At 60.9% G+C, this 15,748-nt stretch carries 14 protein-coding genes; 3 read left to right on the top strand and 11 right to left on the bottom strand.

Annotated elements, in window-relative coordinates; all coding sequences use genetic code 11:
• Positions 1-9: 9 nt before the first annotated feature.
• Positions 10-1,875, bottom strand: a complete 1,866-nt coding sequence (locus tag MRUB_RS12110; RefSeq protein ID WP_013014654.1) for a hypothetical protein — start codon at positions 1,873-1,875, stop codon at positions 10-12.
• Between the two features lie 196 nt (positions 1,876-2,071).
• Here MRUB_RS12110 and MRUB_RS12105 point away from each other — a divergent pair, with 196 nt between their 5' ends.
• Complete coding sequence (locus tag MRUB_RS12105; protein WP_013014653.1) at positions 2,072-2,419, top strand: winged helix-turn-helix domain-containing protein; 348 nt, start codon at positions 2,072-2,074, stop codon at positions 2,417-2,419.
• Between the two features lie 353 nt (positions 2,420-2,772).
• On the opposite strand, the gene MRUB_RS12100 is transcribed toward MRUB_RS12105, so the two are convergent.
• From MRUB_RS12100 to uvrC, 6 genes are all read right to left on the bottom strand, one after another.
• Positions 2,773-3,975 carry a methyltransferase C-terminal domain-containing protein gene (locus MRUB_RS12100; RefSeq protein WP_013014652.1) on the bottom strand — a complete coding sequence of 401 codons (1,203 nt, stop codon included), beginning with the start codon at positions 3,973-3,975 and terminating at the stop codon, positions 2,773-2,775.
• 186 nt (positions 3,976-4,161) lie between these two features.
• The gene (thrC, locus tag MRUB_RS12095) at positions 4,162-5,460 is read right to left on the bottom strand and encodes a threonine synthase (RefSeq protein WP_013014651.1); all 1,299 of its coding nucleotides are present in this window, start codon (positions 5,458-5,460) and stop codon (positions 4,162-4,164) included.
• Positions 5,461-5,629: 169 nt separating this feature from the next.
• Positions 5,630-6,646, bottom strand: a complete 1,017-nt coding sequence (locus tag MRUB_RS12090) for a homoserine dehydrogenase (RefSeq protein ID WP_013014649.1) — start codon at positions 6,644-6,646, stop codon at positions 5,630-5,632.
• A 58-nt stretch (positions 6,647-6,704) separates the two neighbouring features.
• Positions 6,705-7,253, bottom strand: a complete 549-nt coding sequence (locus MRUB_RS12085) for a BglII/BstYI family type II restriction endonuclease (RefSeq protein WP_013014648.1) — start codon at positions 7,251-7,253, stop codon at positions 6,705-6,707.
• Positions 7,250-8,176, bottom strand: a complete 927-nt coding sequence (locus MRUB_RS12080) for a DNA-methyltransferase (RefSeq protein WP_015586750.1) — start codon at positions 8,174-8,176, stop codon at positions 7,250-7,252. The genes MRUB_RS12085 and MRUB_RS12080 overlap by 4 nt, the downstream gene beginning before the upstream one ends.
• Positions 8,177-8,187: 11 nt before the next feature.
• Entirely contained in the window at positions 8,188-9,984 is a 1,797-nt protein-coding gene (gene uvrC, locus MRUB_RS12075; RefSeq protein ID WP_013014646.1) for an excinuclease ABC subunit UvrC, read from the bottom strand.
• 118 nt (positions 9,985-10,102) lie between these two features.
• On the opposite strand from uvrC, the gene MRUB_RS12070 reads away from it, so the two are divergent.
• Complete coding sequence (locus tag MRUB_RS12070) at positions 10,103-10,507, top strand: NADH-quinone oxidoreductase subunit 15 (protein ID WP_013014645.1); 405 nt, start codon at positions 10,103-10,105, stop codon at positions 10,505-10,507.
• A gap of 12 nt (positions 10,508-10,519) precedes the next feature.
• Here MRUB_RS12070 and MRUB_RS12065 read toward each other — a convergent pair whose 3' ends face one another.
• From MRUB_RS12065 to MRUB_RS12050, 4 genes are read right to left on the bottom strand one after another with little or no spacing between them, the layout of a single operon-like run.
• Positions 10,520-11,638 carry an MraY family glycosyltransferase gene (locus MRUB_RS12065; RefSeq protein WP_013014644.1) on the bottom strand — a complete coding sequence of 373 codons (1,119 nt, stop codon included), beginning with the start codon at positions 11,636-11,638 and terminating at the stop codon, positions 10,520-10,522.
• 46 nt (positions 11,639-11,684) lie between these two features.
• Positions 11,685-12,311, bottom strand: a complete 627-nt coding sequence (upp, locus tag MRUB_RS12060) for a uracil phosphoribosyltransferase (RefSeq protein WP_013014643.1) — start codon at positions 12,309-12,311, stop codon at positions 11,685-11,687.
• A 45-nt stretch (positions 12,312-12,356) separates the two neighbouring features.
• Entirely contained in the window at positions 12,357-13,199 is an 843-nt protein-coding gene (locus MRUB_RS12055) for a phosphotransferase family protein (protein WP_013014642.1), read from the bottom strand.
• Positions 13,200-13,229: 30 nt separating this feature from the next.
• The gene (locus MRUB_RS12050; protein WP_013014641.1) at positions 13,230-14,477 is read right to left on the bottom strand and encodes an MFS transporter; all 1,248 of its coding nucleotides are present in this window, start codon (positions 14,475-14,477) and stop codon (positions 13,230-13,232) included.
• A 246-nt stretch (positions 14,478-14,723) separates the two neighbouring features.
• Between MRUB_RS12050 and MRUB_RS12045 the strand changes: the two genes are divergently transcribed.
• Positions 14,724-15,725, top strand: coding sequence for a TAXI family TRAP transporter solute-binding subunit (locus tag MRUB_RS12045; protein WP_013014640.1), 1,002 nt, complete (start codon positions 14,724-14,726; stop codon positions 15,723-15,725).
• The last annotated feature ends 23 nt before the right edge of the window (positions 15,726-15,748 follow it).

The following is a 15,748-nucleotide window of genomic DNA, read 5'->3' as shown; positions in this document are numbered from 1 at the left end:
GTTGAATCTTTATTTTCGTGCAATCCAGGTGCGAAAGATACTGCCGGTATCTTCGCCGTAGCCGCTCAGGGCCAGTCCTACCCGTCGAATCTGCAAGCGGTCGGCACCTGGGTAGATGTCGCGAAGGGCCCGATACAGCACGGGTTCATCGTCGAGGTAGACCTGAAACTGCCCCCCGTCGCAGACCACCCGAAGTCTTACGGGCACGCCGTAATAGAGCCTGCCGGTCACCTGCGTCCAGACTTTGCTGTGGGGATCTTCGTAGCCGGCAAAGCGCAGCAGCCCCACCACCGCTTGTTCGGTTTCGTCGAGGGACAAGGCCACCAGCAGGTGGTGCTGGGCGTCCTGCCAGAAGCAGACCCCAGCCCGGCTCTGCGCTTGCCGTTTTCTATTTTTTTCGGGGGGCAGAATTTCGCATTCCAGGTCGGCAAAGTTGGGGTGATTCCAGGGGATGGTGTAGACGGTGCGCTCGAGGCCCGCAGCTTCGATGGTTAGGCCGCCCTCGGCGGGCATCAAGGTGCCGGGCCCCATGGTGGGCTCCCAGGTGATCAATAGGTTTTCGGCAGCCTGGTTGAGGTAGGGTGCAAAGACGGTTTGCTGGCCTTTTGCCTGCCATGGCTGGCCCAGCTCCAGTGTGGGGGGCAGCGTTATTTCTCTGGGGTGCACCTCGAGGTCGGCGGCCTGTCCTTTCAAACCAACCCCGGTTTCCTGGCCTAGACGGGGCTCGAGCACAGGTTTTTCACTGAAGAGCGGGCTGCCGTCCAGGGTGATGTTCAGGGCCTGACCGTCATCCAGCACCTGCACCCAGTGGGGATCCTGGGTGGGGTAGGGGTGGGGTTCTCTGGCCAGCACATACAGCTTGCCCCCATACCGCAGGTGCAGCCGAACCTCCTGAGGGCTTAGCTCGAGGGCCAGGTAGTGATCCGGGTCACGGTAGCGCCAGATGAGACTGGCCGGTGCTGTAAGCCGTACATGGAACAGCCCCCCCGGTTCCTTGGGATCTAGCAGCCTGCCCGGCCCTTCTAGCTGCCAGACCCCTCCCAGGGCGGCCTTGCGCCCAAGCTGGGGCTGTGGGTCTACAATTAGGGCCGTGCCGTACCCCTGCCATTCGGGCACGTGCACCACCCGCACCCCATACACCCGGGTATCGGCCTGCGCCCCATTTTCTCCCAGGATGGACTGGTAAATTCCAGCGTACAGCGCTGACGGGCCCAGATCGTAGGGGTCTATAGCCAGCGGGCGTAGCCTGGGTAGTGCGGGTAGGTGTCGGTTACCCGTGATGGAACCGGCGTAAAAGATGACCCCTTTCTCGCGGAGCACCGAGAGAAAATAGATGGGAATGTTTGGTATGTCCAAAAGCAGGTGATGCAGTCCTTGTACCGTGGCCGCACATAGCCTGCCGTTGGCGGTGGGATGGCCTTGCATCACGAAGGCCTGGCCGGTCTCGAGGGGCTGTATGGGTACGGGGTGGTCAAACCAGCCCACCGCCAGATTCTCTTGCAGCAGCGTCGATGAAAAATGCGTCTTGAAGGGGCTTTTGAGGTTGGGGCAGGGCCGTCCTCTGGAGGAGCGATGTGGAGTCCCGGCGTGCTGGGGGAAGGTTTGGGAGTTGTTGTGCCCGTTGAGCATGAAAACCCCAAAGGCCAGGCCAGCCTGCCGCACGAAAGGCCCGTAGGCGATGCCCTGCCGGCCCCAGCCAGGGGTGTCCAGTGGTGCGAAGCGCAGAGCGCCCGACTCCACCGAGATTCTGGCCTCGGCATCTACCCCCAGCCGGATGACCCCGCAGTCGCTGGCGCTACCGACCACTTCGCCATACAACACGTCTTTTGTAAAGCGGTCTTGAATCTGGTGGAGCGAAGACTTGAGGCTTTTCATTTGCAGACCACGCGGCTATCTAAACTGTATCTAACTGCCCATAACACCTACGTGAAGCCTGGGGAACACTGCCCTTAACCACAAGCAATTTCCGACGTTACTTGCATACCCAGGGCATTCTGGTACGAAACGATGTGATAACGCAGGCAGATAACGAAAGGCTGCGGATTACCCCGCCCTCGTGTAGGCTTAGGCCATGCGGCTCAGGATGAAATTCTGGCTTGAGTCCGATTCGGGTAGCTTTATGCTGGGCCCGGGCACCTTACGATTACTGCAGGCGGTGGCTGAGCAAGGCAGCCTCAAGGCTGGGGCCAAAGCGGTTGGGCTAAGCTACCGCACGGCATGGGATCGCCTTAGGCAAGCGGAGACCGGCTTGGGGTTTGCTTTGCTCGAGCGCTTCTCGGGCGGTGAAGGGGGTGGGGGCAGCGCCCTCACGGCAGAGGCGTTGGAACTGCTTGAGCGATACCAGCGGTTTGTTACAGGCGTTCAGCCGATGCTTGAGGCGCGCTTCCAGGAAGCATTTGAAGGCTGGAGAGGCGCATAGCGTGTAATGCAAAGTGTAAACTAAATACGTGACATATGACCGTTTTTATGTGAACAATATTCACATTAGTCACAGTAACTTGCGGTATGTTGATTAAAAATGCGTCATATGTTATGATAAATCTGCCAGACGCTTCATGTAGCTCCCCGGTTGCCAGCCGGGGATCCTCCTTTTAAACCAGGCCTGCTTACGAACGACTGGTATTGTTTTGCTTGAACCCTTCACCGCCATGCACATCGGTAGCATCGTTTAGGCTTGTCAAAGTGAGCGGTACTGCCGAATGAAAAGCCTGGGAACGAGGTTCCCAGACCCCATCCGCGCCCAGGTTCTCGGGGTGGTACGGAGCCTGCGGTTTATCGGTCAGGCTGCATAATGAGGGATTTCAGAATGTTGGGGTAGGGGGCGGCCACCACGAGCCTGCCGCCCCCTTGAAGATAGGCCTCGAGCGCCGCGGGGAGCTCGTCGGGTAGGTAGCCCAGCAGCAGATAGTCAGGCCGGGCTTCCAGCAGCTTTTTTGCTGCGTGGATGGGGATATGCACCCCGGCCAGAAAGCGCCCGTGCGTGCTCGTATCCTCATCAACTACAAAATCGATAACCTCACGACCCAGTCCCACGTAGTTGAGCAGGGTCATGCAGTAGGAGTTGGCTCCAAAAGCCGCCACCCTTTGGCCGCGCGCGCGCAACTCGGTGAGCAGGGCGACCAGGGCTTCGCGTACCGCAGCGACGTGAGAGGCAAACTCCAGGTAATAGGTTGAATCGGTCAGACCAAGCTGCTGTTCTTTTTCCAGGTACCGGTCTACCAGGGTTTCGGTTGGTTGGTTTTTGCCCAGGAAATATCGCAGGTAGCCTGCGGCTAGCTCTTCGAGCGCCAGAAGCCGCAAGCCGTGGCGGCTGGCGAGCTGGTGGAGGGCATGTACCGAGAAGTAGTGGAGCCGGTGGTGTGCAAAATGCCCAAACTGCCGGGCCTCGAGCAGCGCGCGCACGTAGGACAGTTCCAGCACGGCCACGCCCCCCGGATCGAGCAGGGCGGCCAGACCTTCGATCAAGCCGTTAAGGTCGCTGCTGTGGGCGGGTAGCTGGTTGGCCAGGATTACCTCCGCCTGGATACCTTCGTCGAGCAGGGCTTTAGCGTAGCTGCGATTGAAGGCCTCCTCGCGGATGTGGATACCTTTGCCGGAGGCAGCCCGGGCCTGCCCGGGATGGGGCTCGAGGTAAAGCACGCTGGCCCCTTCCTCCACGAACTGATGCAACAGGGCTGGATGGCTGCCTTCAAGGGCTACCACCACCGTTCGTGGGCCGATCCGGTGACTGTTTGGAAGCCCTTCGAGCAAGCCTTCCGCCCAGGGTAGGGGAGCCGGCCGGGGGCTCTCGAGGGTGTCGCCGGCAAGCTGCACCAGGCTGCAACGCCGACAAAAGGCGACCTCGAGGCTGCCGCGTTCTTCGGGGGTGGTCAGTTGGTCGCTGCTCAGGATGCTCGAGAGTGGAATTCTTCCCAGGCTTAAAAAATTCATCAGCTCACCTGAACCACACGAGCGGCAGGCCTTGAGTTTTTTCATACCAATCCCCTGGGTTGCATATACGGCTGTTTGATGAAAAGGGTACGTATTCGGCCGTAATCGGGCCGTTATCGGCGCTGGCTTGCTTTGGTTGCAGATTGCGTGGCTTCGTTAAGGGCGATTGTGGCGGTTATGACTGGCACAACGTGCCCGTAACGGGCCGTTTAACGAAGCGGGCCCCACCCCCTAAAGCAGGAAGGTTTTGAGGGCCTGTAGGGTTGGGCCGATGGCCTGCACCTGGGTGGGGCGGCTGTAGAGCGCTTGCAGCGCTGGCTCGCGGGGGGGTTCCTGGCCCAGGGCTTTCAGCACCACATCGGGAAACTTGGCTGGATGGGCGCAGGCCAGGCTGATAATGGGGGTGGGGTCGGCAGTCTGCTGGCGGTAGCGGGCCTGGGCCTCCAGGCCGACGGCAGTGTGCGGACAGGCCACGTAGCTGTAGGTCTCGTGGGTTTTTTGCATGCGCTCGAGGGTGGCCTCATTCGTCACCGTAGTACCCCAGATCCAGGCCCGCAGCTTTTCTGCCCCTAGCAGGGTGTACAGGCGCTCAAAGTTGCTGGGGGCGCCCACGTCCATGGCATTAGAGAGGGTGGCGATGGTGGGGTGGAACTGGTAGGCTTCGGCCTTGCCTTGCAGAAAGTCGGGGAAGAAGTGGTTGTCGTTATGGGCAGCGATGAAGCGGTGGACAGGCTGCCCCATCAGCGCGGCCAGGAGGCCGGCCATCAGGTTGCCCAGGTTGCCGCTGGGGACGCAGAAATTCACCTCTGTGATCTGGGTGTGGCGGTGAAGCTGTGCGACGGCCCACAGGTAGTAGAGGGCCTGGGGGAGCAGGCGCCCAATGTTGATGGAGTTAGCGCTGCTCAGGGGTAGGTGGGCCAGTTCGGGGTCTACGAAGGCCTCCTTGACCATGCGCTGGCAGTCGTCGAAGGTGCCCTCCACCGCGAAGCTGCGTACGCCCGGGCGCTGGGTGATGAGCTGGCGCTCCTGCACCTCGCTTACCTTGCCTTTAGGGTAGAGCAAGACCACCTCGATGTTTTCCTGCCCGGCAAAGCCATCGGCCACGGCGCTGCCGGTGTCGCCCGAGGTGGCTACCAGGATGATGCGGCGCTCACCGCGCTTGCGCAGAAAATACTGCATCAGGCGGGCCATGGTGCGGGCCCCAAAATCTTTGAAGGAAAGGGTGGGGCCGTGGAAGAGCTCGAGGACGTACAGGTCGTCCGATAGCTTTACCAGCGGACAGGGGAAGTTCAGGGCATCGTGGACGATGGCTTCCAGGTCGGAGACAGGAATATCCCCCTTGAGCCATTCTCCCAGAACCGCCACGCCCACCTCGGCAAGGGAGCGGGCGCCCAACCAGGCCTCCGGTGCAATGTGGGGAATGCGGTCGGGGATGTACAGCCCCCCATCGGGGGCCAGCCCTTTGAGCAAGGCTTCCTCGAAAGTTACCAGTTTTTTATGGGGATCGCGGGTGCTGTGGTAGCGAACCATGATGGGTATTTATGATAAAGCCCTATGCTCCTTCGAACCGCTCAACCGCCCCTGGGGGGTTTGGGCCTGGGTGAATGGGGCATGTATTTCCTGGCTTTCGCACAAAACCTCTTTTACGAACATACGGGTGTGCATGGGTAGCTCCGGTGATCAAACACCAACCAAGGCCTCACACCTCCTCGAGCTGCTCCACGGCTTGCTGGGGTAGGGGGGTCGCGCTGGGAATGGGCAGGTGGCCGGGCGTACCGAGCAGAACCCGGTACAGGTCACCCAGCACGGCGCTGGCCGTCACACCCCCGCCGGCCCCGGCCCCGGCAAAGACCAACTGCCCGACCGGCTCGCCCCGGTAGACCATGGCGTTGCGCCCACTGCCCATGGTGACCAGCGGGTGCGACGCGGGCAGGCGCACCGGGCGTACCGCCGCCACCCATTCGCCGTTTTCGGGGTAGAGGCTGGCCACCAGCTTGATGGCGTAGCCTTCGGCCCGGGCTTGCCGGAGCAGCTCCGGGGTGAGGTGCTGGATGCCTCGAGTGCGCCGCAAGACCTTTTCCCAGGAGAGCCCAGGGTCTACCGTGAGCCGCCCCAGCACGCAAATCTTGTGGGCTGAGTCAATGCCGCCCACGTCCAGGTTGGGGTCGGCCTCGAGGTAGCCCAGGTCGCCCGCTTCCTTGAAGGCCTGTTCGTAGCTAGCGCCTTCTTCCATGCGCCGGATGAGGTAGCTGCAGGTGCCGTTGACAATGCCGTGCATCTCCAGGGTCTGGTTGCCCCACAGGCTTTGCAAGGCCCCGATGATGGGTGTTCCGGCCATCACGCTGGCCTCGTAATGCAGGTCGCCCTGCTCGGCGTATTCGCGCAGCTCGTCCCAGCGCTCGGCCAGCAGGGCTTTGTTGGCCGTGACCACCGGCAGGCCCATCTCCAGGGCCTGCAAGACCAGGTCGCCGGCGGTGGTGGTGCCCCCGGCCACCTCCACCAGCACGTCCACATCGTCAAGAAAACCTTTGGGGTTGTTGGTCAGGAGCCTCGAGGGAATGCCAGGGCGGCTTTTCTCTATATCGCGCACCAGCACTCGAGCCAGCTCGACCTTGACGCCCAGCGCACTAAAGCGGGCTTGGTGCGCGGGCAAAAGCTGTGCAAAAGCGCTCCCGACTGTTCCGCCCCCCATCAGGGCCACACGCACGGTTTCCATAGGGGTAAGCCTACCGCTACTGGCTTTGTTGTGAAAGAGGCGCGCCTATGACAATAAATCAGCCCGCATCAATCAGAATGATGTGAACGGGCACGGCGGGAAAGTGTCGTTTTAGCCGCTCGATATCGTAGATGAGCTGCTCACCGTAAGCCACGCCCGAGGACATTTCCTTGTGCAGCGCATAAGCCGGTACAATTTCGACCCCCACATCGGCCCTGGTTTCGTTGAAGAAGTACTGAAACTTAGCCATGTCGTAGAACATAAATGCGTATTTCCCAAACTGAGCCTCGACGAGAACCCGTTCTTTGAAGAAATCTATCTGCTTGTAGGCTCCGCGAACCACCGGCTCCTCCTGGCCTGGCAGCCGAATGTCGTAGTAGTCCCTGAGTTCGTGAAAACCTCGCTTGTGGAAGGCCTCCTTCAGGCGTTGGTTTATGATTTTGGGTGCGTAGAGTTCTTTACCCAGTTTGGTTTTTTCTTTACTTTTTTTGCCCCGAACAGCACTTACTTCTTTGATAACGGCATAGATTTCTTCCAGCACTGTTGGAAAACGCACCTGGAGAATCTCTCGACCGCCTAAATGGGAGTACTCATAGACGATTCTCATTTGGGTTCTACCAGTAAGGGAGGGTTCCAGATGGCTTGTAGGTCAACGGCACGAGGGGGAATGTAAGCGCCTTTACCGGAAGGGTCATATACTTCGCGCTCCATGGGCCTCACCCGCAGACGGCCTTCCCAGGCTTCGCGAAGGCGTTGCTGAGCAATTTCAACATAATCGGGGATTATCTCGGCCATAGCCCCCCGCCTTCTGTGCATCAAAGCAGCAATGAGGGTGGTTCCCGATCCACCGAACGGATCCAAAACCCAGTCGTCCTCTTCTGTTAAGGCTAGGACAAAACGCTCCACCAGCTCCACGGGGTACTGCGCAGGGTGGCCGGTTTTTTCTACGTGATTGGCCTTAACATTGGGAAATACCCACACGTCACCGGGATTTTTGCCCAAGGGGTTGCCTGAAAGCTCACCCTTTTTGGGGCCCTTGAAATGTTTTTTGTTGGGATATTTCTGCGGAACCCGTACACTGTCCAGATTAAAGGTGTACTCGTCAGTTTTGGTGAACCACAAAGCCACCTCGTAGCGCCCGGAAAAACGGCGCTTTGCATGAAGCCCATGCTCAAACGCCCATACAATGCGATTGCGAAGCTTTAATCCCAAATTGGTAAAGATAGGGAAAAGAAGCATATCAAGCGGGAGGATTTCACCGTTATCCACGTAATTCCCAACCTGCCACACCAGACTGCCGGTTGGCTTGAGCACGCGGACAGATTCCTTGACAACGCCCTCTTGCCAGGCCAGATAAGCATCCAAGGCTTTACGGCTTTCGTAGGGCTTTCCAATGTTGTAGGGTGGCGAGGTGATCACCAAAGAGATACTGGCATCTGGGATTTGTTTGAGTAACTCTGTGCAGTCACCAGGATAGATAACCACGTATGCTTCTGAATCAAACCTGTTTTTGATGCTCAGTTCTGTCATAGCCCTACTAATCATACCTTGGTTTCCATCGGCAGATTGCTCAGCGCCTTTAGCACGGCCTGGGCGCTGCGCTTATCGAAGCCCGGCAGTTTGGCCAGCTCCTCCACGCTCATGGCTTTGAGCTCTTCCAGGGTCGAGAAGTGGTTCATCAGGGCCAGCTTACGGGCCGGGCCGATGCCCTTAATATCGTCGAAGATGCTCTTGAGGGCTTTCTGGTTGCGCAGCTTGCGGTGGAACTCGAGGCCGTTGCGGTGGGTCTCGTCGCGCTGGTAGATGAGCAGTTGCAGCGCAGGATGATTCAGGGGCAGGGCGATGGTTTTTCCGTCGGGCAAGACCAGGGTTTCTTCACGCTTGGCCAGCCCCACCAGCGGAATCTCCAGCCCGGCCTGCTGCAGGGCTTTTTGCGCGGCCCGCACCTGGCCCAGCCCACCGTCAATCAGAATCAGGTCAGGGATGGGCATCTGTTCGGCCAGGCTGCCGGTGAAGCGCCGGAGGATGGTCTGCTCCATCGAGAAAAAGTCGTCGGGCTGGCCCTTCAGGCCCCTAATTTTGATGCGGCGGTACTCGGCTTTCTTGGGGCGGCCCCCTTCAAAGACCGTGATGGAACCCACCACGCTTTCGCCCAACAGGTTGGAAATGTCGTAGCCCTCGATGCGATAGGGGCGGCGGGTGAGCCCCAGCACCTCCATCAGCCCCTTGAGGCCGGGGTGGTCGCCCTTGCGCTCCATCAGCTTGAGTTCGGTCTGCAAGGCAGTCTGGGCGTTGTGCTGGGCTAGCTCGATCAGGCGGGTTTTTTCGCCGCGCTGGGGGACGCGCACCTCCACTTTGCGCCCTTTGGAGCTCAGGAATGCCGAGAAAGCCTCCTGAGCTTCCAGCTCGAAGGGGAGCAGCACCAGCGGCGGCAGGGGGGTGGCCTCGAGGTAGTAGTCGCGCAGGAAGGCTTCCAGCAACTCGGCGTCGCTGGCCTCCTTAACCCCCTCCACAAAGCGGCTGATGCGCCCCAGCATCTGGCCCCCGCGCACCTGGTAGTGCTGGATCAGGGCGTAGTCGCCCGCCCGGGCAAAGCCCAGGAAGTCCAGGTCGCCCAGCTCGGGGTCGTAGGCTTGCTGGCTGGTACCAAAAAAGCTGCGCACCGCACTGATCTGGTCGCGGATTTCTGCAGCCCGTTCGAAGTCCTGGTTTCTGGCCGCCTGGCGCATCTGCTGCTCGAGGCTCTCGTAGAGGACCTCAATTTTGCCGTCCAGCAGGTTTTCCACCTGCCGCACGGTCATTTGATACTGCGCTGGGTCGGCCTGGCCCACACAGGGCGCCAGGCAGCGGCCCATGGCGTGGTTCAGGCAGGGGTAGCGCCTTTTCTTGAAGGGGAAGCCGGAGTTTTTGCGTAAGGGGAAGAAGCGATCCACCAGGCGCTTGATCCGCCGCACCGCCGACGCATCGGGGAAGGGCCCCCAGTAGCGGGCCCCGTCGTCCTGCACCCGGCGCACCACCATCAGCATGGGCCACTCCTCCTGGGTGAGCTTGAGGAAGGGGTAGTGCTTATCGTCCTTCATCAGGACGTTGTAGTGGGGGCGGTGGTGCTTGATGAGGTTGGCCTCGAGCAAAAGCGCCTCCACCTCGTCGCGCACCACGATAAAGTCGAGCTGGGTGGCCTCCTGGCAGATGCGCAGGCCCTTACCCTCGGCGTGGAAATAGCTGGTCACGCGGGCCTTTAGGTTTTTGGCTTTGCCCACATAAACGATGCGCTCACCGGTTTTCCAAAGGTACACGCCCGGCGTTTCGGGGAGTGGGGGGAGGTCTTCGAGCCGCATCTGAGCCCTATCCTAGTACAGCCCTCCGGGCTTTGTGTGACCTGACTCTGGAGCTGGGCTGTAAGAAAATGCCGGTGTTTTTTAGACTTTATGCCCCCAAACCGCTAAACTAAGGGCCATGAGTGCTGCGCACGACCACAAACACGAGGAAATGCTCTACCGGGCCTGGGTGCAGGTTATCGAGTGGATGAAGGAATACGCTGCCGAAAAAGGCGTGCAGTTCAGCAAGGAATCCGACTTCCCCGACTTCATCTACCGCATGGAGCGCCCCTACCAACTACCCACCACCATGATGGCGGTTTCGTTGTCGGACGAACGAGGGGAACCCTTCTTTTTCGCCTCGGTCTCGCCCCGCCATGCCAAGCTCAAGCACGTGGCCTTCCGGGTGCCGGGCGGGCACGTGCACTACCACGCCCACTGGGAAGAAGGCCAGGGGTTGGTGCTCGAGGGCAAGTTTCCCCTAACCAAAGAGAAGCTCTACCAGATGGCCGACCGGGCTCGAGCTGCTCTGGTGCGGGCATAGCCAGGGCCTGCTTTAGGGCACCTGGCCAGGGTTAATTGGCGCAGGCCTGGCTTCTTTCCAGACGGCCCTGAGCCTACGCCAAACGGTAAACCCCAGCAGGGAGGTAGTCCCTGCGGCGGTGACCCCGATAACCAGCGGGCTGACCCCCTGCACCTGCATGGCAATCAGATTGCACAGCAGGGTCACCACCCACAAGGTGACAGTGGTGCGGCGCTGTGAGAAGCCCTGGGCCAGCAGTCGGTGATGGATATGGTCCTTGCCTGGGGTGGATAGAGGGTTTTGCTGTCTGAGCAGTCGGCGAACAAAGACCTGGGTGGTATCCAGGATGGGCAGCAGCAAAAAAAGCGCGGTGGGAACCAGCGAGAATACCGTGGTAACTTTGAGACTGCCCAGCAGGGCCGTGGCAGCCAGGACGTAGCCGAAGAAGTAAGCTCCGGCATCGCCCATGATGATCTTAGAGGGATAGAAGTTGTGCCGCAAAAAGCCCAGCGCGGCCCCTGCGAGTGCAGCCAGCACCAGTGTGGCCGCAGCCCACTGGGGGTTCTGGGCTGATACTGCCAGCAGGCTCATAGCGGTAATAAAGGCGATGCCGCCAGCCAGCCCGTCTATGCCGTCCATCAGATTAACTGCGTTGGTGACGCCGATGACCCATACCACTGTTAGCATCACGCCCCAGAAGGGGTCGAGCGCAGTGCCGAAAGCGGCGTGAAAGCGGATATCCACTGCGACCAGCAGTAAAGCGGCGAGCAATTGCACCAAAAGCCTAAACAGTGGTGGCAGGCCGAACTGGTCATCCACAAAGCCCACCAGCACCAGGATGGCCCCACCCAGCAAAATAGCCAGTACCTGAACCTGTACTTCCTGAATCAGTATGGGGCGTAAGGTGGTGGCTACAATCAAAGCAGCGACCACACCTGAAAAGATAGCCAGACCGCCCGCGTTGGGTAGGGGTTCTTTGTTCAGGCGACGGGCATTGGGCTGGTCGGCCCAGCCCACCTTGAGGGCAAACTGCCGCACCCTGGGCATGAACCGCCAGGTGACCACCCAGGCCACCACAAAGGTAAAAATCACGATTAGCCAGCCCGAACCGCTTGGGTTGGCAATGCCAATGGATTTCAGAAACTCGATCATCCCAATTGACCCAGCCTACCGCGAATGGGTGAGGAATGTAACTGCTTTACTTGGTTCCGTAAATTCGGTCGCCGGCGTCGCCCAGGCCAGGCACGATGTAGCCGTGGTCGTTGAGGTGGCTGTCTACGGCGGCAACCACAATCTCGACGTCGGGATGGGCCTCCTGTACCCGCTTGATCCCCTCCGGGGCAGCGATGATGCTCATCAGTTTGATGTGGTGGGCTCCTTTGGCTTTCAGGATTGAAAGGGCGTGCACGGCGCTGCCTGCGGTGGCCAGCATGGGGTCGGTGAGGAAGACCCGCCGCTCGGCAATGTCGGAGGGTAGCTTGCAGTAGTATTCCACCGGCTGCAAGGTGTTGGGATCGCGGTAGAGGCCGATGTGGCCCACTTTGGCCGCGGGAACCAGCTTGAGAATGCCATCCACCATAATGAGGCCGGCCCGCAAAATGGCCACCACAGCCAGTTTTTTACCTGAAAGCATATGGGCGGTCATGGTGGTGAGGGGGGTTTCGATGGTGACCGGGTCGAGCTCGAGGTCGCGCATGGCCTCGTAGGCCATGAGCATGGTGACCTCTTCCATGAGTTCGCGGAACTCTTTGTTACCGGTGTTCTTATCGCGAATGATGGCCAGCTTGTGCTGTACCAGGGGGTGGTCTACCACGGTCAGTTTCATGCTCAGTGAATCGTAACACCGCGGTGAGGGTGGGGGCAAATCATATCAGGCCAGCTCTGGGCTGAACTCCTGGTAGAACCGCAGGGCTTTGGGCAGCTTGTCGGCAACCGCGGCCTCGAAGCCGTTGGGCTCTTTGGTGCGGAACCAGTGCATGTCGTGGAGGTAGGTGAGCGGAACCCAGAAGCGCAGACGGCGCCACAGGGCCTGGGGCTGGGGGTAGCACGACACCATATACCGCAAGGCGGCCAGGGCCTGCGCCTCCCCCAGCATCACCAGGGTTCCGGTGGTCAGAATAGCCAGATCGCGGGCGGGGTCGTCGGGCTGGGCGCGTATCCAGTCCACCACCAGGGCCTCCGGCACCCCCTGGGCCTCGGGGTGCTTGAGGAGAATGTTGCCGGCGTGGGGGTCGCGGTGGCAGAAGGCCTGGGGGGTTCCGGCCACTTCTTCGATATGCGCCCAAAGCCAGCCGACCAACTGCCGGGCCTGGGGCAGGTCGTGCAGGGTGCTGCCAAACTGCTGGAGGCGGTCTTGCAGGCGGGTGCGGCTGACCACCCCGGGTTCTGGGATGGCATGGAGACGCACGAAAAACCGGGCCAGCTCCTCCAGGGCGGCCTGGTGGAAACGCTCGGGGGTGAAGTTGGCCCCTGGATAGCGTCGGGTGACCAGGATGCCGTATTGGTTCAGGTTGTAGGTCTCCACCACCCAGTCACCCAGCCCGGCCTTGGTCATGTTGAGCGCCTCGAGCCGCGCGGCGTAGATGCCGCCGGGCTGGGAGGTGGGGGGGTACACCTTGAACACCAGCCCATCCCCGGCGAAGGTGCGGGCCTCGGCGCCCCCGGCCAAGGGGGTCAGGTGCATCTGGTAGCGGGCCTCGAGGGCCGGTAGCATCTCCACCTTGCACAGGATACCCGCACCAGGTCAGTCCGAGGCAACCTGTGGGGGCGGAACCGAAGGCTCGGCTGTGGGTGGGGGTGTGTGGGCCAGGGTTTTGGGCCAGGGAAAGCGGGACATCCAGAGGGCTGCCGAGAGGGTAAGCAGACCCATAACAGCCACGCCAAAGCGGGCCCCCAGGGTGTCGATCAGCAGCCCTGAAATGTAGGCTCCCAGCGGGCCGGAGCCCAACAAAACCATCGAGTAGACCGACATCACCCGGCCCCGGATGCGGTCGGGGGCCAGGAGCTGCACGGTGGTGTTGGAGTTGATCAGGGTGGTGATCATGCCCAGACCCGCCAGGCCGAAAATAAAGGCCACCCAGGCCGGGGGGAGCGGCAGGGCCAGGCCCATCAGGGCCAGGCCCAGCAAGCCGCTGCCCAGCACAGCCCGCAGGGGGCGGGCTCTGGAAGCCAGGGCCTGGATAAGGGCCGCCACAATGGAGCCGAGCCCCACCGCCGACATCAGGAAGCCGAAGCCCTGGGCATCGAGCTTGAGCTCGAGCCGTGCGTAGGCTGGCACGATGGTCTGGAAGTTCATACCCAGGAGGCTGGTCAGGCCTACCAGCACCACCACCTGCCGCACCAAAGGATGCCCCCATACAAAATGCATGCCCTCGAGGGCCTCCCGCAAGACCCCATCGCGCTTGGCCTCTACTTTGGGATTGGGTGCACCGAACAACACTACGATGAGCGGCAAAAAGGAGAGGGCATTGGCTAGATAACTCCAGGAGAGGCCAAAACCCGCAATCAGCAACCCCGCCAGGGCCGGGCCCACGAGCCTCGAGGTGTTGAAGCCGAACGAGTTGAGGGCAATCGCGCCCGGATAGCGCTCTTTGCCGGCCAGCTCCACCGTGAAGGCCTGCCGCACCGGTAGGTCGGCGGCGTTGAACATGCCGTACAGGAAAGCAAACACCAGCACGTGCTCGTAGCGCACCCAGCCGCCGGCGATGAGCACAAACATGCTTAAGGCCAGCAGGGCCATGCCGCCCTGGGTGATGAAAAGCAGGTTGCGGCGGCTGTAGCGGTCGGAGAGCACGCCCGCGGGTATGGAGAACAACAGCGAGGGCAGAAACTGCAAGGCCACCACCAGACCCAGCCGTTCGGCGCTGCTGGTGAGCTCGAGCACCAGCCAGCCCTGGGTGGCGGCCTGCATCCAGGTGCCCAGTTGGGAGAGAAACAGTGCGATCCAGTAGGTACGGTATCTGGGGTCACGCAACAAGGCTAATGCAAGCACCCGCCCATCATACTCCTAAACTGACCCGTGGGTCAGTTTTCGCTCTGGATATTTTTCAATGCCTCCCGGGGTGATGCCAGACGGTGATTCGTCCCATAAAGCGGATGTTGCCTGTGTCTCTTGACTTGCTGGGCGCACAATGTAAACTGTCCACAGCCGGAAGCAAAACCCGTGGTCGCATCGGCCTGTACTGGGTTTGGGTGCGACCCAGCGCTTGCTCCCGAGCCGGTTTCAGGAGGTTCTTGAATGAAGTTTTGGAAACTAACCATCGTCGCCTTGGCGTTGCTGGCGGGCTGGGCCGTAGCCCAGCAGCGCCCCAGGGTGGTCATCCCTACGGGTAGCACCGGTGGGGTGTTCTTTTTTTACGGGCAGGCTGTTGCCAAAATCCTGAGCGAGGCTGGGGTGGCCGACGCCACCGCCCAGCAGACCGGGGGTTCTTACGACAACCTGTTGCTGCTGCGCGACCGCACCGATCCTGCCTCCCGCACCTACTACTGTGCCCTGGCCACCACCGACTCGGCCCTGGTCACCTACACTGGTGAGGAGCCCCGCTTTGCCCAGCGCAAGGCCGATATGCAGCGGATCATGTTTTACATGTATCCGAGCCTTATTCACATTGTGACCACCGAAAAGTCGGGCATCAGGTTTGTGGGCGACCTGCGGGGCAAGCGGGTCTCGACCGGCCAGCCCGGCTCCTCCACCGAGAACCTGGCCCTCTTGGTGCTCAAGGGGGCGGGGGTGGATCCGCGTGAGTTTGCCAAGCGCGAGCGCCTGCCTGCTGCCGAGTCGGCCAAGGCCCTTTCCGAGGGCACCATTGACGCCTACTTCTGGGTAGGGGGTGTGCCGACCTCGAGCGTGGTCGAGTTGGCCCAGAGCCTGGCCCGCAAAGGTGACCAGATCAAGCTGGTGGACTCGCCCCGCACCGGCCCCACTGCCCAACTGCTGCTCAAGGAGTTCCCCGGCATCATCACCACCGGCAGGCTGCCCAAGAGCGCCTATGGCACCAAAGACGACGTCTTCGCCCTCTTCACCGGCAACGTCTTCCTCTGCCCGGCCTCCATGCCCGACGACCTGGCCGCTGCCATCATGAAAGCGGTGTTCGGCAACCTGCAGACCCTGGTGACGGCCACTGCCGCCGCGCGCGACACCACCCTCAAGAACACCGTAGATCTGTACAACCAGAAAACCGTGATCCCCTTCCACCCAGGGGCCATAAAGTACCTGCGCGAGGTCGGAGCCATCCGCTAAACCCGGCCTAGCCCTGAAAGCTC

Source organism: Meiothermus ruber DSM 1279, from assembly GCF_000024425.1.
GTDB lineage: Bacteria > Deinococcota > Deinococci > Deinococcales > Thermaceae > Meiothermus > Meiothermus ruber.
The sequence above is the reverse complement of the archived record's forward strand: the minus strand, read 5'-3'. Positions and strand labels throughout refer to the sequence as shown.